The sequence below is a fragment of the Rhodanobacter sp. DHG33 genome (assembly GCF_014843005.1).
In the GTDB taxonomy this organism is placed as follows: domain Bacteria; phylum Pseudomonadota; class Gammaproteobacteria; order Xanthomonadales; family Rhodanobacteraceae; genus Rhodanobacter_A.
Genome location: NZ_JACYXM010000009.1, coordinates 36,573 through 63,051 on the forward strand (window position 1 = coordinate 36,573; position 26,479 = coordinate 63,051).

A 26,479-nucleotide genomic window follows, 5' to 3' on the forward strand; every position below is an offset into this window, starting at 1 on the left:
GCGCCGTTTTCGTGTGGAACCAGCTCAGCTCCGCAACTTGTCCACCACTTTCTTCCAGAACGAAGGCTTGCCCTGCGCTGGCTGGTTTGCAGCGGGCTTTGGAGCTACGTATCCAGGCTGCATGGCCTGGCAGTCCGCAAGAAAGGGTTGCGTGAGTTTTTGTACCTGCGAAGGTGCGACCCAGAAACCCACGCGAACGGGGCTGCCCGTGATTTCGAACCAGATACCCAGGGACATCGATTGCAGCACTGGTGTGAGCTGAGCGAACGGCATCTGACGTGAAAACACCAGCGCGTCGCCGTCCGCACGGGGGCGGTCGCCCTGATGCTGCTGCCACGGCTGGTCACCCACTTCGAAATAGGCGTACATGGCTCGCGCAGCCAGCAGTTCGGTGCGCTCCGAACCCACCACGTAACGGGCCGTCAGCGTGATTTGCCCGGGCGCGCACTGCAGCGTCACCTGGTTCTGCTTGCCGCGCACCGTCTGCGACAGCAGCAGTGAGGGCGCAGTCCCCGGCACTTTTTGATAGGCCGCCTCCAGCGGCAGGCGACCGTTGTTGGCCACCTGTGTGGAAACCAGTTTTTCCGTGCTCCACCACGCAACACCGTTCACCACCAGACCCGCCACCTGTGCGAAATCCGCCGGGTGCACCCCCATCGACTCCATGTAGCCATCTGCATCCGGCATTTGCGGCGAGGGTGTGGCGGCACGCTCCGGCTGCAGGTTGTCGTGCAGGCCGATGCGGTCGGAGCCGCTGGGCGACCAGCGATACACGCCGCCCAGGTAGGCATAGGCACACGCATCAAGGCAGGTAGCCGGAAGCGCCGGCGAGTTGCCCGTGTGCCAAGTCCCCAGATGCGTGTTGAAGCGCGAGGCGCGGAACAGCTTGCCGAGTTCCATGCCCGAGGCGATGTCGCCCGCGGACGAATCAAGGTACACGTCCGAGCCGGGGGCCAGCTTCCCGGCTTCCAGCAATTGCCGGACCTGGGCTACCGCAGCGTCATCGATGGTGCCGGCGAGATAGGCCTGCGGCGCCTTGGCCACGCGCAGCGTCATGCTGTCGTTGCGCACATGCACGGTCAATGGACCGGTGGGTCCGGAAGATGATTTTGCCAGGCTCGGCAGGGCGAGCATGCCGCAGGCTGCGATCAGCAGCAGCTTCGCGCTGCGGGAAACGATGGGGTCGGGCAAAGCTGCTCGCCTCGTGTGACACAAAGAAGCGAAGTGTCGCCCAATCCTGCTTGGTCTTGCATGAATGCCGGACCTTGCGGATTCAACGCAACTGGCTGTCCTTGCTGCCGCGGCGGTTGTAGAGATTGGCGGCACGTTCCGCATCCTGCGCCTGCTGGCAGGCCACGCACAGGCGTACGCCGGGAACGGCCTGGCGCCTCGCCTCGGGAATCGGAGCGTCGCATTCTTCGCAGCGGGCGAGGCTGGGACCGCGCTTCAATTGATGGCGGGCACGCTGCACCGCATCGGCGACGGTGGCGTCGATCTGGTCCTGCACGGCGCCGTCGCCGGCCCATCCGGTAGCCATGGGAACCCCCGCGTACGCTATGGCTGGCTAGTGACAAACAATATGCGGCCGCACGCGCGGAATTTCCAGCTGAACGCCATCGCCGTACGCCGTTTTCGCCGGGTCCCGCAGCCGGAACAATCCGTTCACCGATTGCCGATTTCCCTGCGCCTTGCCGGGCCTCATGCTGTACACATCCATCCATGAGGGCATTCCCATGATCGAACGCAGGCCTTTCGACCGCCTCGGCGGCGCCGACCACGGCTGGCTGAACGCGAAGCACCATTTCTCGTTCGCCAACTACCACGAGCCGGCGCGCATGGGCTGGGGCGCGCTGCGCGTGTGGAACGACGACACCATCGCGCCGCATACCGGCTTTCCGCCGCACCCGCACGCGGACATGGAGATCATCACCTACGTGCGCGAAGGCGCGATCAGCCACCAGGACAGCCTCGGCAACAAGGGACGCACCGTGGCGGGCGACGTGCAGGTGATGAGCGCGGGCAGCGGCATCACCCATGCCGAGTACAACATGGAAGACGAGACCACGCGCATCTTCCAGATCTGGATCATCCCCGATGCTCACGGCGAAGCGCCTTCGTGGGGTACACGGCCATTCCCCAAGGGCGAACGGGCCGGGCGTTTCGTGGTCCTGGCCAGCGGTATCCCCGGCGACGCCGATGCCCTGCCCTTGCGCACCGACGCACGCGTGCTGGGCGCCACGCTGAAGGCCAGCGAGACAATTGAATATGCGATGGCGCCAGGCCGCTACGGCTACCTGGTGCCGGCCCGCGGCTCGGTGGAATTGAACGGCGTGAAGCTGGAAGCCCGCGATGGTGCGGCGATCCGCGACGAACGCAGCCTGCGCATCACCGCGCTGGAGGATGCGGAGGTGGTGCTGGTGGATGTCGCGCCATGACTAAAGCCAGGCCGCCGCTTCGTAAGCGTGCGGCAGATACGCATACCGCCGGAGGACGCCGCATCAAGACGTCCCTCAATCAGCCGAGTATTTGGCGCATGGTTTGACGGGAGCTAGCGGAAGATCGAGGTGCTCGCATCAAATCTCTGCTGCGACAAGGGCGTCGCCCGCCGAGTCTTGGCAACGCGACTTACCGGATGAGCTGCCTTTCAAAGGCTCAAATAGCGCATGCCCGGTTCTGTGTGCAATCCGCTGCTGCCGCCCATGCAGCTACGGCGAACGTCCTCATAGGGCATCAGATGCTGTTGCAGCCATTCGCGCATCTGCGGCCCGAACAGGCCTTCGGCCTTGCGCTTGGCTTTGCCCGGCAAGCCGCTCACGGCGTCGCGCTTCCACGGTTCGTTGCGCAGATCGGCGATCGGCTGATCGCAGCTGGCCCCTAGCTTGGCTTCGGCATCGAGCTGCAGGAAGCCGCACAGGCGCTGCCATTCGCGATGCATGTCACGGGTGAGGTCGTCGAGGAAGACGAAATGGTGATGCGGCCGCCGCGCATATTCGCAATGAATGCGGGCCGCGCGGTTCCAGCGTTGCGACCACTGGACAGTGCCGCCGCCGAAGGCGTTGTTGTTCTCGTAACGCAGGTTCGCATCCACGATCGAGGCAAGCACGTCTTCGCCAGGGCGGATCACGTGTACGAAACGCGCCTCGGGAATGTAGCGCTCGATCTCGGGAATGTAGAGCAGGTGGTAAGGCGTCTTCTCCACCCAGGACGTGCGGCCTTCTGTCTTCGCACGTGCATCGAGCAGGTCGACGAAGTGCTGCACGCAGCTTTCGGTGCGTATGGGCCACGGCGACCTTGTGCCATCGCCCGACAAGTCGCGTTGCAGGTTTTGCAGCTCGTGCCTGGCGCGCCCATGCACCAGGCCCAGTTGCTGCCGCAGGCGGCGGCGCGGTTGCCTGGCGTCGCGATCGCCCCAGCGCCATTTGAGATCACCGCAGAGGCGCTCGAAGAATGCGGTTTCGGGCAGGGTCAGCACATCCGGGTGCCGTGCCAGCATCGCCTGCACCAACGTAGTTCCTGAACGTGGGCAACCGACGATGAAGATGCGCTGCATGTGGGCCCTACCTTCAACAACCGTACACATAGCTGACTGTACGCCAACGCGTCGGTTATTACATGGTCAATACCGTTACATAACATAACTTTACAAAACCCGGCAGTCACATGCCAGACAAGGCATAGGCGGCGCATTTGCTACGCTGGGCGCCCGCAGCGACGGAACCGGCCATGGCGGCGCAAGGCATCCATATCATCGACACCGGGTTCGTGCGGCCCCGCTTCGATGCGGCCTACCTCATCGTAGAGAACGGCCGCGCTGCCTTCGTGGACTGCGGCACCAACCATGCTGTGCCGCGCATGCTGGCCGCACTGGGTGACGTCGGGCTCGTGCCCGCTGACGTGGACTGGCTGATCCTCACCCATGTGCACCTGGATCATGCGGGAGGCGCAGGCGAGTTGATGGCGCACCTGCCGAACGCGCGGTTGGTGGTGCACCCGCGCGGCGCGCGGCACATGATCGATCCCTCGCAACTCTGGGCCGGTGCCAGCGCGGTATACGGCGAGAGTGTGATGGAGTCGACCTATGGCCGCTTGCGTCCGGTACCCGCCGAGCGCGTGGTCGAGGCCGCTGATGGGTACGTGGTCGACCTTGCCGGACGTTTCCTGCTTTGCCTGGACACGCCCGGCCACGCCAGGCATCACCTCACCGTGCACGACGCGCGCGCCAACGTCTGCTTTACCGGCGACGTGTTTGGCCTGTCCTACCGTGACTTCGACAACGCCAGCGGCCCCTTCATCCTGCCCACCACGTCGCCGGTGCAGTTCGACCCCGAAGCGCTGCATGCCTCGTTGCATCGGCTGGTCGCATTGGAACCGGAAGCGATGTATCTCACTCACTACGGCCGTGTCGAGGACGTTGCGCGGCTCGCCGCCGACCTGCACGCGCAGATCGATGCGATGGTGGCCATCGCACAGGCCACGCGCGGCAAACCGGATCGTCACACCGCACTGATCCAGGCATTGACCGACCTGTACGCCGAACGCGCCACCGCGCACGGCTGGACACAGGGGCGCGAGGCGCTCATCGCACTGTTGTCGATGGATATCGGGTTGAACGCGCAAGGGCTGGCCGTGTGGATGGACCACGCGTAGCCGCGGTCAACTATCGACCGGCAGCCTCACTTCAAGGCCTTGCGATACATGTGCTGCGTCTTGATCCTCGAATATCCAAGACGCTCGTAAAACGGATGGGAGCCCTCGCGCGCCACGTTGGAGCGCACGCCGATCGAGCCGAAGCCCTGCGCGCAAGCCCACTCCTCGGCATCCGCCACCAGGGCACGGCCGACGCCTTTGCCGCGCGTCGAGGCATCCACCACCAACCCCACGATCTCGACAAACTCCCCGGATTCCAGCGTGTACCGGCGCTCCAGCGCGACCCAGCCAAGCAGACCGTCGCCCTGCGCCACCACGATACGTTGCCGCGGCAGCAGCGACACTGCCTGCAGTCGCGCGCGCATGACATCCGCGCCTGCGGGATAGCCCAATTCCCCCGCCAGCCGTGCGATCTCGGGCGCATCGTCGATGTTGGCTTCGCGCAGCGCGAACATCTCAGGCCAGCCGCGTGCCGTTGGGCACGGCACGTTCGATGGCGGTGAGCACCACCCCGTCGGGCGTGGGAAATCCAGTGAGCAGGAATTGCGAGCGGAACGGGCCGATTTGTTTCTCGGGGAAGTTGATGACGCCGACGACCTGCCGCCCGACCAGATCCTCTTCCTTGTACAGCGCCACGATCTGCGCGCTGGTCTTCCGCTCGCCCCACGGACCGAAATCGGCCCACACTTTCCACGCCGGCTTGCGCGCCTCGGGAAAGGCCTCCACGCGGGTGATCGTGCCGGCCACGATCAGCACTTTTTCGAAATCCGCCCACGTGATTTCCGCAGTCGACTCGCTCATCCTTCCAGCCTCGTCTTGAATCCGTCGCGGGCCTGCTGCCACCAGTAGTTGCATTGCGCGGCAAGCAGGCCGAAGGGTTTGTGCGTGTTCGCCAGGCCGAAGTCCGAGAACTGTTTCCAGCCTTCGTCGCCCTCGGCGATGGCTGCGGCGAGCAGTTCGCCCGCCGCGCAGGTGGGTGCCAGGCCGTGGCCACCGAAAGCCTGCGCCCACCACAGGCCCGCGTCGTCGCCTTCGCCGCGGCCGAGTTGCGGCATCTGGTGGCGCGCATAGCTCATCAGGCCCGACCACGCATAATCGATCTTGACATCCTTGAGCTTCGGGAACACCCGCGCCAAGTCATGCCGCAGCAGTCGCTGCACCGCGTGCGGCGAGCGGTTGCGGACGGAGATGCGTCCGCCCCAGAGCAGCCGCGTATCCGGCAACGGACGGTAGTAGTCGAAAGCGAAGCGGCTGTCGTACACGGCCGCGCGGGTGGCGAGGCATTCACCCAGGCGTTCGCCCAACGGTTCGGTGGCCATCACATAGGTGGCGATGGGCAGCACGGCGCGATCGATGGGTTTGCGCAGGCCGGCTAGATAGCCACCGCAGGCCAATACCACCTGCTCGACGAGCAGCTCGCCCTGCGGCGTGCTGAGCAGCCAGCGCGAACCCTCCCGCCTGAGTCGCCGGACTTCGCTCTCCTCATGCATGCGCACGCCCTGCCCGCTTGCCGCGGCCGCAAGGCCGATGGCGTAGTTGAGCGGGTGGAGGTGCAACGCGTTGCGCTCGTACAGGCCATCGCGATAGCGGTCGCTGCGCACGCGCCGACGCAGTTCTTCCTGTGGCAGCCAATCCCATTGCACATCGTAATGCTCAGCCAGCAACTGCTGGCGCTGACGCAGCACTTCAGGATCGCGGAACCAGTTGGCCCAGATCACGCCCTCGTCCACCGCGTCGCAGGCAATGGCGTATTGCGCGATGCGTGCCCGTATGCGCGCGACTGCCGCCGTGGTGAGGCCAAACAATGCACGGGCGCGCGTTTCGCCAAGCTGGGCCAGCAAAGCCTGCTCGCCCAGCGAGTAGCCCGCGAACACGAAACCGCCATTGCGGCCGGACGCACCGAAACCAATCCGTTCGCGTTCCAGCAATACCACGTCGCGCACGCCGCGCTCGGCCAAACCTAGCGCGGTATTGAGTCCCGCATAGCCGCCGCCCACGATGGCGATGCGCGCCTCCTGCCGTCCCTGGAGCGGCGCATGTTTCTCGTACGGCGTGGCCGTGGCTGCGTAATACGACGGAACCGGCGGTTGCTTCATGCGCGAACGCCCCTGTGCGTCTGCAAGACCTTGGAGCATAGCCCATTCACCATCCCGGGCTCATTGGACCAGGCTCACCTGCAGCGGGCGTTCGTCGCTGCGTCCGTGGTCGTCCACCACGCGTACGCGATAGCTGCCGGCATTGCGCGCCTGCCAGAACAGGTTGCCTCCCGGCTTTCCCTGCCCCACGTAGGCATCGTCGACGAACCAGTACAGCGCGTGCACATCGGCATCGGCGGTGGCGCTGAAAGCGATGGTCATCCGGTCCGATTGATCGAGGCGCAGCGCGTAGGTGCTGGCGCGCAGCGGCGACGTGATCTGCGGCGATTCGCCCATGGGGCGTCCTGCGTCGATGCACGCCGGGTTCTGCGGCGGCTTGCGGCGCGGGATGCCGGCCTGCGCGAACACCTGTGCCAGGTCCGACGGCCAGAATTCGAACACTTCGACATGCGTGCGTTTGTCCGCATACGGCGGGCACGCCGGCAGGCCGGTGGCATCGTCGATCACCAGGGGGCGGTAGATGTTGTCCATGCGGATCGGCGACCTGCCGGGGATGAACCAGGTCCAGCCACGCTGCGGGCACCACTGGCTGGGCAGGTCGCCGCTGGCGAGGCAGATTTCGACACGCTTGAGATCGGCCGGCATGTGCCGTATCGGCTCCTGCAGGTGCGGCTGTTCCGCGCGCAGCGCGTCCACGACCTGAAAGAACAGCGGCGCCGCGGCGTCCACGCCAACGAAGGCCGGATTCGCCGAGCCGTCGAAATTGCCCACCCATACCACCAGCACATAGGGGCCGAAACTGCCGGCCGTCCATGCGTCGTGGAAAGCCCACGAAGTACCGGTTTTCCAGTACACCGGCAGGCGCGTGTTCTCCGCGCCGAAGGCGGCATCCGGACGCGGATTCTGCCGCAGCATATCCATCACCATGAAGCTGGAGGCATCGCTCAGTAGTCGCGTGCCGGATACCCGAGGATCGTTCTCGCGCAGCCGCAGCGGCTGCAGCACACCGCGGTTGGCGAGCATCGCGTATAGGTCGCCCAGTTCCTGCATGGTCACCTCGCCGCCGCCCAGCACGAGGGCGAGGCCGTAGTGCTGCTCGCTGGCAAGGCGGCTGACGCCTGCTTCGCGCAGAAAGTCGTACAGGCTGGGCTGGTGCAGCTGCGAAGCCACCCATACGGCAGGAATGTTGCGGCTGCGTATCAAGGCCTGCGTGGCGGTGATCGGACCGAGGAAATGCCCGTCGAAATTCTCCGGCGTATACGGACCGAACGAGCTGGGCACGTCGCGCAGCACGGTCTGCGGATGCAGCACGCCCTGATCGAAGCCCAGTGCATAGATGAAAGGCTTGAGCGTGGAGCCGGGCGAACGCTTGGCATCCGTACCGTTGACCTGCCCTTCGATGCCGGCGTCGAAGTAGTTGGCCGAACCCACCATTGCCTTGATGCCCATATCGCGGGTATCGATCAGCAGCGCTGCCGCGTTGCGGATGCCGCGCGGCGCATTGCGCTGTACGTAGTTCGACAGCTGCCGTTCAAGGCCGTGCTGCAGGTCGAGGTCGATGGTGGTGACGACACGCGGCGGCAGGCGTTCGCCCGTCACTCGCTGCGCGGCGATCAGCTGGTCCACCGCGTGCGGCGCTTCGAACGGCAGACTGGTCAAGGGGCGCAGCGTCAGCGGCAAATCGAACAAAGGCTTGAGCGACGCATCGCGCGGATGCCTGCGCAGCCAGCGTGCATAGAGACCATTGCGGGCCTCAGCCAGCGCAGGGTTGATGAGTACCCCGCCCTTCTGCAAGGGGCGCGACGGCTCCTGCGGAATCACCGCCAGCGTCAACGCCTCTGGCAGGGTGAGGTCGCTGGCCGGCTTGCCGAAATACGCGAGGCTGGCCGCGCCCACGCCCTGCACGTTGCCGCCGTAGGGTGCGTCGTTGAGGTAGGCCTCGAGGATGTCGCGCTTCGAGTAGGACAGCTCCAACTGCAAGGCGCGCGCGATCTGCCGCAGCTTGCCCGACGGCGTGCGCGTGTCCAGGCCCCACAGCAGGCGGGCGAGCTGCATGGTGATGGTGGAGCCGCCCTGCGGGTGGCGATGCCGTGCATACGTGACCCACGCGCCGCGCAGCAGACCCCATGCATTGATACCCGGGTGCCACCAGTACCAGCGATCTTCGTGCAGCAGCACGCCTTCGACCAGCTGCGGCGAAATCCGCTTCAGCGGCACCCACAGCCGGTACTGCTGGTCGCTGGCCAGCGTCAGCCTTAACAGGTGTCCACCATCGTCGTAGAACGCGGTGGAGCTGGGCAGGCGTTCGCGCAATGGCGGGTGCGGCCACAGGCGGCAACCGGCGAGCACGGCCGCCAGCAGCGCGAAACCGACCAGCCAGTTCTGCCAGCGTACGACCAGGCGCCTTAGAAAAGGAATGACGAGCACCCGCCCCTCACCCTGGCCCTCTCTCCGTGGGAGAGAGGGCATGAACGATTTCGATCACGGTTGCACCACGTCGAGCACGGCGCCGCCGGGTGCCTGTGCCTGGATGGCGCGGTCGTACATCGACTCGGCATAGGCCGGCGCCACCTGGAACTTGCCGGCGTTGGTGGCCTTGATGCGGTAGACGAACTCGCGCACGTCCGGCGTGGCCGTGCCATAGATCACCACACGGTCCTCGCGGATGTCCGCGTACTCGGGCTGCCATGTCGACGTGTCGAGGCCGATGGGGGAACGCCACGCAGCAGGCTTGGGCGTATCGCTGCCGTCGCCGCTGTCGTCGCCGTTGTCCGCCTGGACCGCGGGCGGCGGCTGGATCACCGGGTCGAAGCCGCCCGGCAGCAGGTCGACGATGGCCACGTTGCCCACGCCCTCGTCCCCGGTGGCGCGGATCTTGATGTGCACGTCGATCTCTTCGCCCACCGTGATCTTGTCCAGCGCCTTGCCGTTGGTGTCGGTGTAATCGCGCACGATCTCGATGCCGTTCTTGATCGCCTCCTTCGAACTGCTGCGGTCATAGCCGCCCTGCGTGGCGATGCGCCATGCCGGCAGGCTGCCCTGGTTGGTGAAGCGCAGCGCTTTCGCCATGCCGTCCCAGCTTCCACCCAGCAGCATGCCGCCTTGCGGCTGGCCGATGGGCTTGGCGCTGCCGTCGGCCAGCACTTCGGCGATGCCCAGCTTGTCGAGGCCGGCAGCGGTGTCATGGGCATAGCTGTCCAGCGCCAGCACGGTCATGGCGGACGACAAGGTGTTGTAGTCGTTGTGCGCGAGCGGCCACGAGAGATTCTCGAACACGCGCGGCGGCAGCGACTTCGCTTCCTGCGGGAAGTGCCTGGCGATCAGGTACAGCACGCTGGCGTCGCGGGTCAGCGGGTCGTAGTAGTAGCCGTAGTCGAAGTCCTCGGCGGCCTTGGCGCGGGTGAGCAGCTTGAGCGGCCCGGCCATCAGCCGGTTCGCCTCGGCATCCTGCTTGAGCAGTTTGTACGAGGCGGCCAGCCAGGCGGCGGCCAGATCGTTGGTCCAATCCTTCGGATACTGATCCTGCAGGCGCTTCTGCACCGCGGCCAGTTCGTTGGTGGTGACGTTGCCCTGCCGGGTCAGCAGATAGACGGCGTAAGCACGTTCGCGCAGCTGATCCAGCGTGTCCATGCTGTCGTTGACGGCCAGTTGCTTGAGGTACTGGTTGCCGGCATCGAGCATGTCCTGCGGTACCGCCATGCCGCGTTCGCGGGCCTCGATCAGGAAATTCATCGCGTAGTCGGAGACGAACGGTTCCGCATCCGGCGTGGCCGACCACAGGCCGAAGCCACCCGCACCGTTCTGCCGCGAATGCAGCACGTCGAGGAAGTTCGCCAACACCTGGTCGTTGCTGAGGGTCTTGTCGCCGAAGGCCGGCTGCAGCGCGTGCGCGAACACCGGCACCACCGGCCACTTGGCCACCACCAGCCGCGGCATCGCCGAACTCACGATCTGCTCGCTGCAGTAGTTCTGGTAGTTCACCAGGTAGCTGGTGATGCCTTGCGCTAGCACCACCGGCAGCGAGGAGATCGCCGCATCGCGCGAGGCGTAGGCGTCGTACAGCGGACGCAGCGGCTTCAGGTCGGCCTGGCTGCCCGACTCCACGCGGCCCACGTCGACCTGGGTGCGGTAGGCCGATGCCGGACGCACCGACACGTCGATGCCCTGCCGCGCCGACTTGCCGCCGTAGCCCGCGGAAAAATCGAGATGGCCGGAGCCCAGCTTGTCGGTGGCCTTGACCCGGAAGCGCAGCACGCCTTCGCGCATCGCGGCGAGGCTCACGTCCTGCTTGGCCGGGCCCAGCACCTGCAGCTGCGGGCCGGTCTGCAGCGTCACGGTCACCGGGACCGCCTTCGTGCCGATGTCCGTGAGGTTGTTGGCCACACCCACGCTCACCTCGGCTTCGTCCCCCGGAGCCATCGTGGTAGGCACGTTGGGCGAGAGCACGAAGTCGCCGCGCACCGTGGTCGCGCCTTCCCACGTACCGATGCGATCCGGCGACACCGCCACGGCCATCACGCGCATGCGGCCGTTGAAGTAATCGGGCACGGTATAGGTGAAATCCTTGTCGCCATCGACGTCGACGATGCCCGACCAGTACGCCACGGGCTTGTCGCGCTTGCGCTTGAACGGATTGAGCTGGCGGCTGATCGCCGCATCGGCATCGCCGCCGGGCGCGGCGGACAAGGCCATCAGCTTCTCGAACTCGGGCAGGATCAGGTCGAGGATCTGCGAGGTGTGCACTTCGAGCATCTTCTTGCGGAAGAAGTACTGCAGCGGATCGCCCAGCTTGTAGCGCGCCACCTGCAGGATGCCCTCGTCCACCGCGAACAGCACCACCTTGGCCGGCTGCGCCGCGTGCAGCTTGAAGGTCACGGCGTCGCCCGGCTTCACCAGCGCTGGCGTGTCCACCGTGAGCGCATCGCGCCGCGCGTCGAGGTTCACCGAGAACGGCACCACGCCATAGGACAGCGGGCTCATGAAGATCTCGTCGGAAGACGGATCGCGCACGAACTGCACGTTGACGTAGCCGTTGCCCTCGAAGTCCTTGGGCAGCGTGATGCTCTGCACCGAACTGGTGGTCGTGGCATGGAACCACGCGTGCGCATACACCTTGTCGCGCTCGATGGTGATGAGGCCGCTGCCGGTGTACGGCGCGTGCACCGCGATATGGATGGTGTCACCGGGTTTGTAGTCGGCCTTGTCCAGGCTCAGCTGCAACTCGGCATTGCGGTCCAGCGAACGCGACAGATTGGCATTGCCGGCCACCGAGTAGCTGACACGGTTCACTTCCTTGCGGTCGTTGCCGCGCAGGATCACCAGCGCGTAGTCGCCAGGCTTGTCGGTAGCCAGTGCGTAATCCATGCCGCCCGCGGGAATCGCCAGCGGCTTCTCGTCCACCGGAATTTCCTTGAGCTTGGACTCGTACTTGTAGACGCCGGAGTCCTGCTTGGTGAGCACCGAGACGTAGCGGCGTTCGACCAGTTGCGCCTTGAGGCCGTCCAGCGCGATGGATTTCGCGTCGGGTCCGATCGCCACCAGGCGCACCTTGCGCTCCGCGTTGCGGCTTACGTAATCGAGCGAGTCCTCGCTCTTGTAACCCACCAGCCAATCGTTGGCGGACACCAAAGTTTGCGTCGCGGCGGCTACGCTGCGGCCGCCATCCGGTTCGTGCGCCTTGGCGAGGAAGTAGAGCTGGTAGGTGGCGTCCGCGTACTTCTTGAGGTCGAGGTCGAACTCGGCGTGGCCCTTGTCGTCGGTCTTGTCGTCGGCGAGGTTTTCCTCGTAGCCCTCCTTGGCGCGGCGGATGTCGTAGAAGTGGTAATCCGGCCAGCTGTGGAAGGCAGGCCATGCCGGACGCAGCGTGAGCGAGGCTTCCACGCGGCGATCCGCGGCGGGTGTGCCGAACAGGTTCTGCGCATCGACCAGGCCCTTGAGCTGGTCGGGTTTCACCCAGCCTTCGGCCACCTGCTGCGAAAACTTGGCGCTCACCTTCATGCGGTCGGGCAGGAACTCCTTCACCTGCACCGTGGTGCTGCCGATCTGCGTGTCGGCCTTGCCGCCGCGCACGATGTAGAGGTTCACCGCCCACGTGCCGGTAGGCGCAGTTTCGGCCGGGGTGTAGCTCAGCTCGCCGAATCCGCTGGAGTCCATGGACAACGGCTGCTGCTTCACCGCGACACCGCGCGGGTCGACGATCTCGGCCTGCAGCGGAATGCCTGCCACGTTGCGCGCCCAGTCCGCGGCACGCACGATCAGGCCGATGTGGAAGGTGTCGCCGGGACGGTAGATGCCGCGGTCGGAAAACAGGTAACCGCTGAGCTGGCCCGGGTTCGCCGCATTCGTTTCGCCGCCGATGTCGAAACGCGAGAAATCGAGCTGGCGGTCGTAGCTGCCGATCGGCAGGAAGGAAAGATCCTCGCCCTTCGATACCGCGTACAGCGCGGGCTTCTTCTCGCGGTCCAGCCCCTTGAGGCTGGGGAAATGCACCATGCCATCCGTGCCGGTAGCCTGCGTGTAAAGCGTCTGCCCGTTCACCGCGAGCACCGACACGCTGGCACCGGCTACCGGCTGGCCGTCGTGGATGGACTGCACGAACACGTCCTGGCTACCGTCCAGTGCCTGCTTCACCAGCATGCCGAGGTCGGTGACCACGATCAGGCGGTTGTCGCCGGTTGCGGCATCGCCTTCGTTGCCGTCGCCGTTGTCGTTGCCATCGCTATTGCCTGCATCGTCGTCGCTCGGTGCCGCCGAGCTGGCCGCCGCAGCGGGCGACCCCACCGACTGGCCCGGCGCCGGCGCTATGCCCTGCCTGGCCAGCACGCGTGCCTTGGCAGCGGCGGCGGCGCGTTTGGCGGCCGCGGCCGGGTCGTAACCGGCGAGATGCAGCCAGAAAACGCCGCGCCGCCCGGGCTTGAGGTATTGGCCGAGGTCGATGCCCTCGTAGTGCGCCTGCCCCGGGCCGCCTAGCGGGAAGGACCGCTTGATCTCATAGCGTTCGACGATGTGGCCCTCGTCGAAGTCATAGGGCAGCTGCGGGTGACTGTAGTCGCCGGAATTGAGGCTGACCAGGTGCTGCAGCTGGTCGGGCAGCACGCGGCCGATCTCCACCCGCATGCCGGGCATGTTGCGCGACACCACCGACACGCGTTTGCTGCCACCCAGCGACAGCAGCGAGCCGTCCGCCATGAAACGCAGCAGCTTGGGATAGTCCGGCACCGTAAACACGCGCGCCACCGGCTGGCCCAGTACATAGCCGCCGAAGGACTTCACGCCCTTGCCGATGCGCACGTACACGCGCTGCCCCGGCGCGGCGTGGTACTTGAAGCTCTGCAGCTCCTGGTAATCGTTCTCGGTGGGCACCACGTCGAGCTTGAGCGGCTGCGACTTGCGCAGCACGTCCTCGCCCACCTCGGAAACATCCCACTCGTAGGGTTTGCCGTCGTCGCGGGCGGGTACGTCCGGCTTGTTTGCCGGTAGCACCCAGGCCTGGGTCGCGTCGGCCACGTCGCCGCTGCGCACGGCGCCGCCGAAGTTGGCCACCATCACCTGTTCGGGTTCGTACTTGTCGTTGTCCACCAGGGTGGGCGACAAGTCGTCAACGGTAAGACTGTAGAGGCCCGGAATGCGCACGCTGGCATTGAGCGGATCCTTGGTCCCCTCGCCTCCGCGCGTGCTGCGCACGCCGCTGTCGACCGTGACCGCCACTGCACCGTCATCGTGCGGCAGTGCCAGGGGCTGCGAGTGGATCCACGCATGCAGACGCGTCTGGTCGTAGGTGACCGTGTACTTCAATGCATCGCCACGCTTGCCGTCCTTGTCGGCCAAGGCCAGCGCGATACGCCGTTCGAACTGCGCGGCGTCGATGGGGTAGCTGAAATCCACCGGCACGATCACCTGCTTGGCGGTGGCATCCTGCGGGTCCTGGTAGAACTCGCCCTTGCCCAGCGTGGCAGTGAATGGCGCGGTATCGAATTCGAACGCGTCGTCGGCCAGCAGCGCCTGTGGCGCGAAGGCCTTGCGCACGTCGAAGCGCACTTTGTAATGCTGGCCCACCGGCCAATCCGCGGCAGGCGTGAAGCGCAGGGTGTGGTCATCCACCCAGGTCCACTCGCCCTTGGTGTCCGGGCTCATGGCGATGCCGTCGGTCACCGGCTTGCCGACACGCTCGATCGGCGCGGCCGATCCCGAGAAGTCCAGTTCCAGCGGATGCACCACGATGGGCTGCTTGCTGTAGTCGGTGAGCGCGGGCGCCTGCACCGTCCAGGTGATCTGCTGCGGCTGCGGCGGACGCGGGCGGTTCTGGTACCAGCGCCAGCCATACCAGCCCCCGCCGGCCAGCACGACCGCCGCCAGCAAGGTACCGGCCGAGCGCAGCGGCTTGCGCCGCACGACGTGCACCCAGCCCGGTGCCGACCACTGCACATCGCCGAATAGCGGCCGCAGGACATGGCCCAGCGCGCGTCCCACGATGTGCAACAGGCGTACCGGCAACAGGAACAGGAACCGCAGCAGATCCATGGTGCTCCCCTAGTTCATCCGTCGAATGGCACCGGCCGTTGCGGCCGGTGTCGGGGCCTCCGTCATACGATCAGGCCCCGCAGCGGGGCGAGGCCTGGTTCGGTGGATTTCCCCTTGAGCATCCTGCACCACGAACATGGCAGGACACGGCCGCGATTCTGGCACGGCCAGGCCATGCCAGTCCGCGATGGCAATCAAAGCGTGGCAGCGATCTCGCGCACCACCGGCGCCAATGCCGGATCCTGCAGCGCCATGTGCATGGTGGCGCGCACCAGGCCGGCCTTGTTGCCGCAGTCGAAACGCGTGCCTTCGAAGCGGTACGCGAGCACCTTGCCCTGTTCCTTGAGCAAAGCGTCGATGGCGTCGGTCAGCTGGATCTCGCCGCCCGCGCCCGGCGTGGTCTGCTCCAGCAGCTGGAAGATACGGCCCGGCAGCACGTAGCGGCCGACCACGGCGAGGTTCGACGGTGCGTCGGCCGGCTTGGGCTTCTCCACCATGTGGCGGATCTGCGCGCTGCGCTCGTCGATGCGCGTGGCGTCGACGATGCCGTACTTGTCGGTTTCGTTCTGCGGCACTTCCTCCACCGCGATCACGCCGGCGCCTTCGCGCTCGCCCAGTTCGGCCATCTGGCGCAGCGCGCCCTTGCCGCGACCGTTCCAGATCAGGTCGTCGGGCAGCACCACGCCGAACGGCTCGTCGCCCACCACCGGCTTGGCGCACAGCACGGCATGACCCAGGCCCAGGGCCTCGGGCTGGGTGACGAAGATCGCGCGCACGTGTCTGGGCAGCGTGCCTTGTACCAAAGCGAGCAGCGCGTCCTTGCCCTTTTCCTGCAGCTTCGCCTCCAGCTCGTAGGCCTTGTCGAAGTAATCGGCGATGGCGTGCTTGTAGCGGTTGGTGACGAAGATCAGCGTATCCGCGCCGGCATCCACGGCTTCATCGACGGCGTACTGGATCAACGGCCGGTCCAGCACCGGAAGCATTTCCTTGGCCACCACCTTGGTGGCGGGAAGGAAACGCGTGCCCAGTCCGGCCACGGGGAAAACCACCTTGCGCAACGGCTTGCTCACTCACTTCTCTCCTGTCTCGTGGCGGCGGATCGACACCACGTTATCCGGCTGCGGCGTTTCGCTCCAGCGGAACGAGGGCAGCATGCTGGATACGCAGCGCCGCAATTCTTCGTCGTTGTCCGTCGCGACCATGTCTGCCGCCTTGTGCATCGTAGCCTGCAGCAATTCCCAAGAAACCTGGCGATGCTGGGCCAGGAAGATCTTGGCGTGCGTGGTGGCGCTGTACTCCTCCAAGGGATGGAACAGCTCCTCGAACAACTTCTCCCCCGAACGCAGGCCGGTGAAGACGATGGGCACCTCGCTGCCCGGCTTCTTGCCCGCAAGCCGGATCATCTGCTCCGCGAGGTCGCGGATCTTCATCGGCTCGCCCATGTCCAGCGCGAAGATCTCGCCGCCCTTGCCGAGGCTGGCCGCCTGCAGAATCAGCTGGCAAGCCTCGGGGATGGTCATGAAATAGCGCGAAACTTCCGGATGGGTCACGGTGACCGGACCGCCGTTGCGGATCTGCTGCCGGAACAGCGGCACCACCGAACCGGCGGAATCGAGCACATTGCCGAAACGCACGGTGATGTAACGCGTATCGGCATGCGCATTGAGGTTCTGGCACCAGATCTCGGCGATGCGCTTGCAGGCGCCCATCACGCTGGTGGGGTTGACGGCCTTGTCGGTGGAGATCAGCACGAAGCATTCCACCCCCGCCTCGCGCGACAGATCGGCCATCGTGCGCGTGCCCAGCACGTTGTTGAGGAAGGCCGCACGCAACTGATGCTGCAACAGCGGCACATGCTTGTAGGCGGCGGCGTGGAACACCACCTGGGGCCTCGCCTCGGCCAGCACCTTGCGCATCAGCACGCTGTCGCAGCAGCTGGCCAGCACGCCTTCGAGCAGCAGCTCCGGATAGCTGGTACGCAGCTCGCGGGTGATCTGGTAGAGGTTGTATTCGCTGTGGTCGACCACGACCAGCGACTGCGCCCCCAACCGCGCCACCTGGCGGCACAACTCCGAGCCGATCGAGCCGCCGCCACCGGTGACCAGCACGCGGCGGCCGCCGATCGTCTCGCGGATCGCCGTCCAGTCCAGTTCCACGGCATCGCGGCCGAGCAGGTCCTCGATGGCCACTTCCTTGATCTCGCTGAGCTGCGCGCGACCGGCGACCACGTCGTCCAGCTTGGGGACCGTGCGGTACGGCAGGTCCGTGGCATCGCACAATGCCACCACGCGACGCATCTCGTTTATCGTGGCCCCCGGCAAGGCAATCAGCAGCATCTCGACGGCCGCTTCGCGGGCAATCTCGGGCAACTGCGCGAAGTGACCCAGCACCGGATACCCGTTGATGCTTGCGCCCCGCAGCGCAGCCCTGTCGTCGATGAAGCCCACTACCTGGTAGCCGCCGCTGCAATGGAGGTCGCGCGACAGCAGCTCGCCGGCGCGGTCCGCGCCGAGGATCAACACCCTTCGTGCCGAACTCTGCTGCCCCATCATGCCGCTGCGGCTGTCTTTCCAGTAGCGATAAGCCAGCCGCGGCAGGCCCAGCGCCATCGTCAGGACCATCGGATACAGCAGCAGCATGGAGCGCGGCACGCCGTCCAGTCGATTGAACATCGACAGCAGCAGCCAGATCGCCGCGGAGCCCAGGACGGAGGCGCGCAATATGTTCCACAGGTCCGGCAGGCTGGCGAAGCGCCAGACGCCCTTGTACAGCCCCGTCCAACGGAAGATCAGCCCCTGCGCCAGCAGCACCACCGGAAACTCGAACCAGAGGAACTGTATGGTGTCCTGCGGCCGCAGCGTATAGCGCAGCAGCTTGGCGAGCCACCAGGCCAGCGCCGCCATGGCGAGGTCATGCAGCATGACGGCTACGCGGGGATGGATGATGCCGACGAGTCTACGCAGCGACATGACGATCCTTGAATGAATGGCGTCGCAAGCATTTACGCTTGAGCCCGCTCCAGAGCGCTGCTGCGAGCATATACGTAGCCATCGTAATCGGCAGCCCCAGCCGTGGATGACTGCAAGCCAACCAAGCCAGCGGCGCGGCAAACAGCAGATTCCATGCCATGTAGATCGCCCCTCCCCTTGCGTGCGTCGAACCGCGCCTGATCAGCCACTGGTACAGATGTTCGCGGTGCGCACTGTACCAGCGACGTCCGCGCAAATAGCGCGTCATCAAGGTCAGGCTGGCATCCGTGACGAAAGCCGAGGAGAGGATCAATGCAGGCCACAGCAAATCGGCGTCGACCTGCCACAGCATCGCCGTGAGCGCGAAGATCAGCAGCCCCACGCTACCACTGCCGACATCGCCCATGAAGATGCGTGCCGGCGAACGGTTCAGGCACCAGAAGCCAAGGCTGGCCGTGGCCAGACAGGCCGCAGCCAGCGCGAGCGTCCCCTGCCCGGCGCCCCGGGCCAGCAATGCCAGCCCCACGCCCACGAACATCGCCTGCTGCGCCAGCAGGCCGTCGATGCCGTCCATGAAATTGTGCAGGTTGATGCTCCATGCACCGGCCAGCAGCAGGAGCGGCAACCACCACCGCGCCATGCCTGACGTACCCAGGGCCGCGCCAAACAGCAGCACGGCCAACAGCTGCGTTCCGAAACGCGGCAGGATCGGCAGTGAGCTGTGGTCGTCCCACCAGCCGACCAGCGCCACCAGCAACAGCGCCACCAGCAGTCCCACCTCGACCGGCAGCGGCCAGGAGCTCGGCGCGCCGAGCCACACGCCGCCCAGGCAAACCAGGCTGGCGAGAACGATGCCGATGCCTCCGCCGCGCGGCGTAGGGATGGTGTGGGAACGCCGCTGGCCGGGACGGTCCAGCATGCCGCGGCGATGCGCATACGCGATCGCCGCGCGCGCCGACAGCCACGCGACGATGAAGGAGAACAGCAACCATCCTATGGCCAGGGTCACGGCCGTTACTCGTTGGCCACGCCGTGGATGGGGCGGATCGTGCTCCAGCTCTTGCAGCTGGGGCACTGCCAGTGGTGCGCCTTGGCACCGAAGCCGCAACGGCTGCAGCGGTACATCGCCTGCCCTTCCAGCAATTTCCGGGTGAGATCGCGCAGGATGAGGAAATTCTCACGCGCCTCGCCTTCGATCCGATCCATCGTGGCATCGATCAGCGCCATCAGACCGCGCACGGAAGGGCGCTGGCGCAGTTGCCCGGTAAGGAACCCCACCGCCTCGCGCTGGCCGTCGCGCTGCTGGTACAGCCGGGTCAACGCCAGCACCGGCGAGATGCCGTGGTAACGCTCGAGCAGGCCGCGCAGGAACCGCTCGGCCCGGTCCATCTGCTGCGAACAGGCATAGCTGTTCAACAGCGGGGGAAGGATCTCGGGCACGAAAGCGATGTCCGCCCCGATCGCCGCTTCGTAGGCCTGCACCGCCTCGGCGTGATGCCCATCCTCGGCATGCAGCCGCCCGGTCAGCATCCATGCGCGTACGCAGTCGGACTGGCAGCGGAAAGCCTGCTCCAGATAATCGCGCGCCTCGACCCGCGCACCGTGCTGGCGCGAACGCTCGGCCAGTTCGCAGTAGAACTGGGCGATCATCGGCGATTCGTCCTCGCCGGTCATCGTCTCCAGCCGGCGCGCGTGCTCGATGGCCTTGTTCCAGTCGCGCTCGTGCTGGTAGATCGCGATCAGGTGGCGCAACGCCGAGGGGGCGTGCGCGTTCATCGCCACCAGGTCGGCGAACAGCGCCTCGGCACGATCCAGCAAGCCGGCACGCATGTAATCCTCGCCCAGTTCCAGCAGAGCCACGGTCTTGGTGGGTTCGGACAGATTGGGCCGCGATACCAGATGCTGATGCAGGCGGATCGCGCGATCCACTTCGCCGCGGCGGCGGAACAGGTTGCCCAGCGCGAGATGCGTTTCCACCGTGTCGCGGTTGTACTCGGCCAGGCGCAGGAACACCTCGATGGCCTTGTCCTGCTCTTCGTTGAGCAGGTAGTTCAGACCGCGGAAGTAGTCCGACGAGAGTTCATTGACGGCCGCACCGGAGCGCCGTGCGCTCGCGTAACGGCATGCCCACCAACCCAGCGCGAAAGCGAGCGCCGCCAGCGGCAGCAGCGCGTACCAGGGCATCATGCATGCACCTGCTTCTTGCCGGCTTCCTTTTTGCGTCGACGATGGCGCAGGCTCACGCCCAACCACGCCGTGAGGCCGCCGAGCAGCCAGCCCAGCACCAAGGCGGCCAGCAGTGCCGCCCCCTTGGGCAGTTGCACCTGCGCGAAGGCGAAGTCGTAGTCGACCAGCCCGGCATTGAGCGCGCCTACCACCAGGCCGGCGGCAGCGAAGAATACGAGGACGAAGATCACGATCAGTCGCATCGCACGACTTTACCCGATCGTCTGCATACGGCACAGCAAGGCGGCCCGCCCATGCTGCTGCGATTCAGTCGCGGCAACAGGAAAATGATAAGTCTCGATGAGCGACCGTCTGACGAATTCGCGATCAGGGGGCCACATAAAGAAAAAGGCAGGACCGGCTCGCGCCGCCTGCCTCCCAATGCACCGTGCCAGAGATGGCAACGGTCAACCGCTTGCAGCTTCTTCCAGCGAAAGATTGACGCGTTCGCGCAGTTCCTTGCCCGGCTTGAAGTGCGGCACATGCTTGCCAGGGAGCGCCACGGAATCGCCGGTCTTGGGGTTGCGCCCCATGCGTGGCGGACGGTAATGCAGCGCAAAGCTGCCGAAACCGCGCACCTCGATCCGTTCGCCCTGGGACAATGCCTGGCTCATCTGCTCGACCACGCTCTTGACCGCCAACTCGACATCGGCGAACGCAAGATGGGTCTGGCGCCTGGCCAGCGCTTCGATCAATTCGGATTTGGTCATGATCCCCTAGTCCGCGAGTGTGTTGCCGCGCTGCTCGGTCCGGGGCGGTTCGCGACCGCCCCGGACCGTTCCTGCAACGCTTAGTCAGCCTTGTTCAGCTGTTCCTTGAGCAGCGCACCAAGCTTGGTGGTGCCGCCGGCGGCCGAAGAATACTCGGCCAGCGCTTCCTGCACGTCTTCCTCGTCCTTGGCGCGGATCGACAGCGACAGCTGGCGACCCTTGCGGTCCATGCCGGTGAACTTGGCTTCGACCTTGTCGCCCACCTTCAGGTGCTGCGTGGCGTCGTCGATGCGCTCCTTGGCGATGTCGTTGGCACGGAGGTAACCCTCCACACCCTCGCCCAGGTCGATCACCGCACCCTTGGCGTCCACTTCCTTCACCGTGCCGGTGACGATGGTGCCGCGCGGGTGGTTGCCCATGAACTGGCCGAACGGATCCTGCTCCATCTGCTTGATGCCGAGGGAGATGCGCTCGCGCTCCGGATCCACCGCCAGCACCACGGCCTCGATCTCGTCGCCCTTCTTGAAGTTGCGCACGAGGTCTTCGCCGGACATCTGCCAGGAGATGTCGGACAGGTGCACCAGGCCGTCGATGCCGCCGTCCAGGCCGATGAACACGCCGAAGTCGGTGATCGACTTGATCTGGCCGGAGACCTTGTCGCCCTTCTTGTGCATGGCGGCGAAGGCTTCCCACGGGTTCGAGCGGGTCTGCTTGATGCCCAGCGAGATGCGGCGACGCTCTTCATCCACGTCCAGCACCATCACTTCGGTCTCGTCGCCGACCTGCACCACCTTGGCCGGGTTGACGTTCTTGTTGGTCCAGTCCATCTCGGACACGTGGACCAGGCCTTCGACGCCCGGCTCGATCTCGACGAAGCAGCCGTAGTCGGTGACGTTGGAGACCTTGCCGAACAGGCGCGAACCCACCGGGTAACGACGCGAGATGTTCACCCACGGATCGTCGCCCAGCTGCTTCAGGCCCAGCGAGACGCGGTTGCGCTCCTTGTCGAACTTCAGCACGCGCACTTCCAGCTCGTCGCCGACGTTGACGACTTCGCTCGGGTGACGCACGCGCTTCCACGCCATGTCGGTGATGTGCAGCAGACCGTCGATGCCGCCCAGGTCAACGAACGCGCCGTAATCGGTGAGGTTCTTGACCACGCCCTTGATGATCGCGTTTTCGACCAGGCGCTCGAGCAGCTGCTCGCGCTCGGCGGAGAACTCGGTCTCGACGACGGCGCGGCGGCTGACCACCACGTTGTTGCGCTTGCGGTCGAGCTTGATGATCTTGAACTCGAGTTCCTTGCCCTCGAGGTAGGTCGGCTCGCGCACCGGGCGCACATCGACCAGCGAGCCCGGCAGGAACGCGCGGACGTCCTTGATGTCGACGGTGAAGCCGCCCTTGACCTTGCCGGAGATCATGCCCTTGATGGTCTCTTCCTTGTCGAACGCCTCTTCGAGGTCGTCCCACACCATCGAGCGCTTGGCCTTCTCGCGCGACAGCTTGGTTTCGCCGAAGCCGTCCTCGAGCGCTTCGAGCGCCACCTTGACGGCGTCGCCAACGTTCACTTCGAGGGTGCCGTCTTCGCCCTTGAACTGTTCGATCGGGACGATGCCTTCGCTCTTCAGGCCCGCATTGATCACGACGACGTCGTTGCGGATTTCCACCACGATGCCGGTGACGATGGCGCCGGGCTTCAGCTTGGCGATGGCCTGCTGGCTCTGTTCAAACAGTTCGGCAAAACTTTCGGTCATGTTGATTCCAGAATGGGAAAGGACGGTTGCGGTGTTTCGGACCGGCAACAGCCCACCGGTTGGGGTGCCTTCGGAACGTCCTCTGCGGAGCGCGCCTCGTCACCATGGGTGCGCCCCGACCACACTGGCCGGGGAACGAAAACCGTCGCGCAGCCCGGTCAGGGCTGCACGACAGCGAGAACTTTTTCGACCACCTGATCGATGTCCATGCCGGTGGTGTCCACCAGCACGGCCTCCGGCGCGGGCTTGAGTGGCGCAACCGAACGCGACGCATCGCGGTGGTCGCGCGCCTCAATCTCGCGCTGAAGACTCGAAAGTGTAACGCTGAGTCCCTTTTCCTTCAACTGTTTATAGCGTCTTTTCGCCCTCTCGGCGGCGCTAGCGGTGAGGAACACCTTGAACGGCGCATCGGGAAAGATCACCGTGCCCATGTCGCGCCCGTCGGCCACCAGGCCAGGGGCCTTGCGGAAGCCCAGCTGCAGCTCCACCAGCGCCTGCCGGACGGGGGCGATCGAAGCGATCGCCGAGGCCGCCGCACCGGCGGTTTCGGTGCGCAGTTCGTCGGTGGCGTCGTGCCCGTTCACCAGGATCCGGGTGTCGCTGCCGTCTTCGCTGGGCTGGAAGCGGATCCGGGTGGACTGCGCGCAGCGGGTCACTGCCTCGACATCGGACAGGTCCAGCCCTGCCGCCCCGGCGGCATAGCCCACCGCCCGGTACAGCGCCCCGGAATCCAGCAGCCGCCAGCCCAGATGCTCGGCCACGCGCCGGCTGATCGTGCCCTTGCCCGAGCCCGAGGGGCCATCGATGGTCAGCACGGGGACAGCGGTGGCTCGGCTCATGGCGGCTCCAGCAGACGGAAAGCCGAATGGTATCGCGCCGGCCCCGGTGGCATCGCGTACCATGGCGGGATTCCGGGCCCCGCACGCCCCGCCGACTCGCCATGAACGAACTCCGCCAAGCATTCGAGCAGGCCGCCGAAGCCGTGAAACGGCTGGACTACCGCCCTGACAACGACACCCTGCTCAAGCTGTACGCGCTCTACAAGCAGGGCTCTGAAGGCGATGCGCACGGCAACCTGCCTGGCTTTTTCGATTTCGTCGGCACCGCCAAGCACGAGGCCTGGGTGCAATTGCGCGGCCTCCCGCAAGACGAGGCGATGCGCCGCTACATCGCCCTGGTCGAACGGTTGCAGGCCTGACCCGCCACGGGCGCTTGCGTCCGCGCGCGGCAACGGGCACATTCATACGATCGTTTGAACACGGTCGCGCCATGAACTACCCCCATCTGTTCGCCCCGCTCGATCTGGGCCACGTCGTCCTGCCCAACCGCATCCTGATGGGCTCGATGCATACCGGGTTGGAAGACAAGGCCGCCGATTTCGACAAGCTGGCCGCCTACTTCGCCGAACGCGCCCGCGGCGGCGTCGGCCTGATGGTCACCGGCGGCATCGCGCCCAGCATCCGCGGCTGGCTGAAACCGTTCGGTGGACGCCTATCGATGCCCTGGCATGTGGCGCGCCATCGCAGGCTCACCGATGCCGTGCATGCCGAGGGCGGCCGCATCTGCATGCAGATTCTGCACGCGGGGCGCTACGGCTATCACCCGCTGTCGGTGGCGCCGTCGAGGGTCAAATCGCCGATCACCCCTTTCACGCCGAAGGCGCTCTCCGCACGCGGCGTGGAGCGGACCATCCGCGACTTCGTGCGCAGCGCCGAGCTGGCCCGCAAGGCGGGCTATGACGGCGTCGAGGTGATGGGATCGGAGGGCTACCTCATCAACCAGTTCATCGCCGCGCGCACCAACCAGCGCAACGACGCCTGGGGCGGCGACGCCGCACGGCGCATGCGCTTCCCGGTGGAGATCGTGCGCCGCACGCGCGAGGCCGTGGGGCGCGACTTCATCATCATCTACCGCCTGTCGATGCTGGATCTGGTGGAGGGCGGCCAGAGCTGGGACGAGATCGTCACGCTGGCCAAGGCCATCGAGGCTGCCGGCGCCAGCATCATCAACACCGGCATCGGCTGGCACGAAGCGCGCGTGCCCACCATCGTCACCAGCGTGCCGCGCGCCGGTTTCGCCTGGGTGACGCGGAAGCTCAAGGGCGAGGTTTCCATCCCGCTGATCGCCACCAACCGCATCAACATGCCCGAAGTGGCGGAACGCGTGCTGGCCGAAGGCGACGCGGACATGGTCTCGATGGCGCGCCCGCTGCTGGCCGACCCCGCGTGGGCGGACAAGGCGAAGAGCGGCCAGAGCGAGCGCATCAACACCTGCATCGCCTGCAACCAGGCCTGCCTCGACCACGTGTTCCAGAACAAGCGCGCCAGCTGCCTGGTCAACCCGCGCGCCTGCCACGAGACCGAGTTGAAGATCGAACCGGCCGTGCAACGCAAGCGCATCGCCGTGATCGGCGCCGGCCCGGCCGGCATGGCCTGTGCCAGCATGCTGGCCGAGCGCGGCCATGCGGTCACCCTGATCGACAAGTCCGCGGAGATCGGCGGCCAGTTCAACTACGCCAAACGGATTCCCGGCAAGGAAGAGTTCCACGAAACCCTCCGCTACTTCCGCCATCGCCTCGCCGATACGGGCGTCGAACTGAAGCTCGGCCATGCGGCCGATGCCGCTTCGCTCAAGGCCGCCGGCTACGACGACGTGGTGATCGCCACCGGCGTGATGCCGCGCAAGGTGCAGTTCCCCGGCAGCGACGATCCACGCGTACTCGGTTACCTCGACGTGCTGGCGCGCGATCAGCCCGTCGGGCAACGCGTGGCGATCATCGGCGCCGGCGGCATCGGCTTCGACATGGCGGAGTTCCTCGTCGAGCACCGCCCATCCCCTGCTACGGACACAGCGCGCTGGTCGCGCGAATGGGGCGTGGACACGCAGCAGTCGCAACGCGGCGGGTTGCTGCAACCGCAACCGGAGGCGCCGCTGCGTCAAGTCTGGCTGCTTCAGCGCAGCGAAGGCCGCCCCGGCGCCCGCCTCAACAAGACCACGGGCTGGGTGCACCGCGCGACGCTCAAGGCCAAGCAGGTGACCATGCTCGGCAAGGTCGGCTACGAACGTTTCGACGGCGAAGGCCTGCACATCACCGTCGACGGCCAGCCGCAGGTGTTGCCGGTCGACAACGTGGTGATCTGCGCCGGCCAGGAGCCCAACCGCGAGTTGGCCGATGCGCTGGCAGCGCTGGGCATCGCCACGCATCTGATCGGCGGTGCGGACGTGGCCGCCGAACTCGACGCGAAACGGGCCATCGATCAGGGTACACGGCTGGCCAGCCAGCTCTGACCTTGACTCGTCCATGAAATTGAAAAGTGCAGCCAAGGATGGCTGCCCGTGTGATCTTCGCGTTCACGGACGAACGCACGAATACAGCCCAAAAAAACGCCTCGCAATGCGACGCATCGATAGGGCCAGGGAGGGGGGAGTGGCCGATCGTGCTAGCGTCGCCGCGAGGCGTGGGTCTCCACCATCGGGGGAGGGGGGAGGATGGTGGGACGAGGGGCATTTTATGAGCGACACATTCAAGTATCCAATATATATTTGGATCGATATTT

General features: G+C 65.9%; 20 protein-coding genes. 4 read left to right on the plus strand and 16 right to left on the minus strand.

The window, feature by feature from the left end:
- Positions 1 to 24 precede the first annotated feature (24 nt).
- Both IHE46_RS15530 and IHE46_RS15535 read right to left on the minus strand, forming a co-directional pair.
- Positions 25 to 1,191 (minus strand): hypothetical protein, encoded by a 1,167-nt coding sequence (locus IHE46_RS15530; protein WP_192165614.1) that lies wholly within the window; start codon positions 1,189 to 1,191, stop codon positions 25 to 27.
- Positions 1,192 to 1,273: 82 nt separating this feature from the next.
- On the minus strand, positions 1,274 to 1,537 hold the full coding sequence (locus IHE46_RS15535) for a DksA/TraR family C4-type zinc finger protein (protein ID WP_192165616.1): 264 nt from the start codon (positions 1,535 to 1,537) through the stop codon (positions 1,274 to 1,276).
- Between the two features lie 196 nt (positions 1,538 to 1,733).
- Between IHE46_RS15535 and IHE46_RS15540 the strand changes: the two genes are divergently transcribed.
- Positions 1,734 to 2,435 (plus strand): pirin family protein, encoded by a 702-nt coding sequence (locus IHE46_RS15540; RefSeq protein ID WP_192165618.1) that lies wholly within the window; start codon positions 1,734 to 1,736, stop codon positions 2,433 to 2,435.
- 209 nt (positions 2,436 to 2,644) lie between these two features.
- Here IHE46_RS15540 and IHE46_RS15545 read toward each other — a convergent pair whose 3' ends face one another.
- Positions 2,645 to 3,550, minus strand: coding sequence for a sulfotransferase (locus IHE46_RS15545; RefSeq protein WP_192165620.1), 906 nt, complete (start codon positions 3,548 to 3,550; stop codon positions 2,645 to 2,647).
- 173 nt (positions 3,551 to 3,723) lie between these two features.
- Here IHE46_RS15545 and IHE46_RS15550 point away from each other — a divergent pair, with 173 nt between their 5' ends.
- Positions 3,724 to 4,647 (plus strand): MBL fold metallo-hydrolase, encoded by a 924-nt coding sequence (locus IHE46_RS15550; protein ID WP_192165622.1) that lies wholly within the window; start codon positions 3,724 to 3,726, stop codon positions 4,645 to 4,647.
- A 26-nt stretch (positions 4,648 to 4,673) separates the two neighbouring features.
- Here IHE46_RS15550 and IHE46_RS15555 read toward each other — a convergent pair whose 3' ends face one another.
- The 13 genes from IHE46_RS15555 to cmk all read right to left on the minus strand — a co-directional run bounded on the left by IHE46_RS15555 (position 4,674) and on the right by cmk (position 23,761).
- Positions 4,674 to 5,102 carry a GNAT family N-acetyltransferase gene (locus tag IHE46_RS15555; RefSeq protein WP_192165624.1) on the minus strand — a complete coding sequence of 143 codons (429 nt, stop codon included), beginning with the start codon at positions 5,100 to 5,102 and terminating at the stop codon, positions 4,674 to 4,676.
- 1 nt (position 5,103) lies between these two features.
- On the minus strand, positions 5,104 to 5,448 hold the full coding sequence (locus IHE46_RS15560) for a tRNA-binding protein (RefSeq protein WP_192165626.1): 345 nt from the start codon (positions 5,446 to 5,448) through the stop codon (positions 5,104 to 5,106).
- Complete coding sequence (locus IHE46_RS15565; RefSeq protein ID WP_192165628.1) at positions 5,445 to 6,743, minus strand: FAD-binding oxidoreductase; 1,299 nt, start codon at positions 6,741 to 6,743, stop codon at positions 5,445 to 5,447. The genes IHE46_RS15560 and IHE46_RS15565 overlap by 4 nt, the downstream gene beginning before the upstream one ends.
- Before the next feature lie 60 nt (positions 6,744 to 6,803).
- The gene (pbpC, locus tag IHE46_RS15570; RefSeq protein ID WP_343230044.1) at positions 6,804 to 9,170 is read right to left on the minus strand and encodes a penicillin-binding protein 1C; all 2,367 of its coding nucleotides are present in this window, start codon (positions 9,168 to 9,170) and stop codon (positions 6,804 to 6,806) included.
- A gap of 54 nt (positions 9,171 to 9,224) precedes the next feature.
- Positions 9,225 to 15,263 (minus strand): MG2 domain-containing protein, encoded by a 6,039-nt coding sequence (locus tag IHE46_RS15575; RefSeq protein ID WP_192165631.1) that lies wholly within the window; start codon positions 15,261 to 15,263, stop codon positions 9,225 to 9,227.
- A 194-nt stretch (positions 15,264 to 15,457) separates the two neighbouring features.
- Positions 15,458 to 16,333 (minus strand): UTP--glucose-1-phosphate uridylyltransferase GalU, encoded by an 876-nt coding sequence (gene galU, locus IHE46_RS15580; protein WP_192165633.1) that lies wholly within the window; start codon positions 16,331 to 16,333, stop codon positions 15,458 to 15,460.
- Positions 16,334 to 18,232 (minus strand): nucleoside-diphosphate sugar epimerase/dehydratase, encoded by a 1,899-nt coding sequence (locus IHE46_RS15585; protein ID WP_192165635.1) that lies wholly within the window; start codon positions 18,230 to 18,232, stop codon positions 16,334 to 16,336.
- Positions 18,219 to 19,241, minus strand: coding sequence for a glycosyltransferase family 4 protein (locus tag IHE46_RS15590; protein WP_192165637.1), 1,023 nt, complete (start codon positions 19,239 to 19,241; stop codon positions 18,219 to 18,221). Before IHE46_RS15590 ends, IHE46_RS15585 begins: the two co-directional genes overlap by 14 nt.
- A gap of 5 nt (positions 19,242 to 19,246) precedes the next feature.
- The gene (gene lapB / locus IHE46_RS15595; RefSeq protein WP_192165639.1) at positions 19,247 to 20,419 is read right to left on the minus strand and encodes a lipopolysaccharide assembly protein LapB; all 1,173 of its coding nucleotides are present in this window, start codon (positions 20,417 to 20,419) and stop codon (positions 19,247 to 19,249) included.
- Positions 20,416 to 20,661, minus strand: coding sequence for a lipopolysaccharide assembly protein LapA domain-containing protein (locus tag IHE46_RS15600; protein WP_192165640.1), 246 nt, complete (start codon positions 20,659 to 20,661; stop codon positions 20,416 to 20,418). The genes lapB and IHE46_RS15600 overlap by 4 nt, the downstream gene beginning before the upstream one ends.
- Positions 20,662 to 20,865: 204 nt before the next feature.
- Positions 20,866 to 21,168 carry an integration host factor subunit beta gene (locus IHE46_RS15605; protein ID WP_192165642.1) on the minus strand — a complete coding sequence of 101 codons (303 nt, stop codon included), beginning with the start codon at positions 21,166 to 21,168 and terminating at the stop codon, positions 20,866 to 20,868.
- An 80-nt stretch (positions 21,169 to 21,248) separates the two neighbouring features.
- Entirely contained in the window at positions 21,249 to 22,922 is a 1,674-nt protein-coding gene (gene rpsA / locus IHE46_RS15610) for a 30S ribosomal protein S1 (protein WP_192165644.1), read from the minus strand.
- 158 nt (positions 22,923 to 23,080) lie between these two features.
- Positions 23,081 to 23,761: a (d)CMP kinase gene (gene cmk, locus IHE46_RS15615; RefSeq protein WP_192165767.1), complete on the minus strand. Its 681-nt coding sequence runs from the start codon at positions 23,759 to 23,761 to the stop codon at positions 23,081 to 23,083.
- Between the two features lie 101 nt (positions 23,762 to 23,862).
- On the opposite strand from cmk, the gene IHE46_RS15620 reads away from it, so the two are divergent.
- Together IHE46_RS15620 and IHE46_RS15625 are read left to right on the plus strand one after the other, a co-directional pair.
- The gene (locus IHE46_RS15620; protein ID WP_192165646.1) at positions 23,863 to 24,120 is read left to right on the plus strand and encodes an acyl-CoA-binding protein; all 258 of its coding nucleotides are present in this window, start codon (positions 23,863 to 23,865) and stop codon (positions 24,118 to 24,120) included.
- Positions 24,121 to 24,191: 71 nt separating this feature from the next.
- Positions 24,192 to 26,210, plus strand: a complete 2,019-nt coding sequence (locus tag IHE46_RS15625; RefSeq protein ID WP_192165648.1) for an NADPH-dependent 2,4-dienoyl-CoA reductase — start codon at positions 24,192 to 24,194, stop codon at positions 26,208 to 26,210.
- Positions 26,211 to 26,479: the final 269 nt, after the last annotated feature.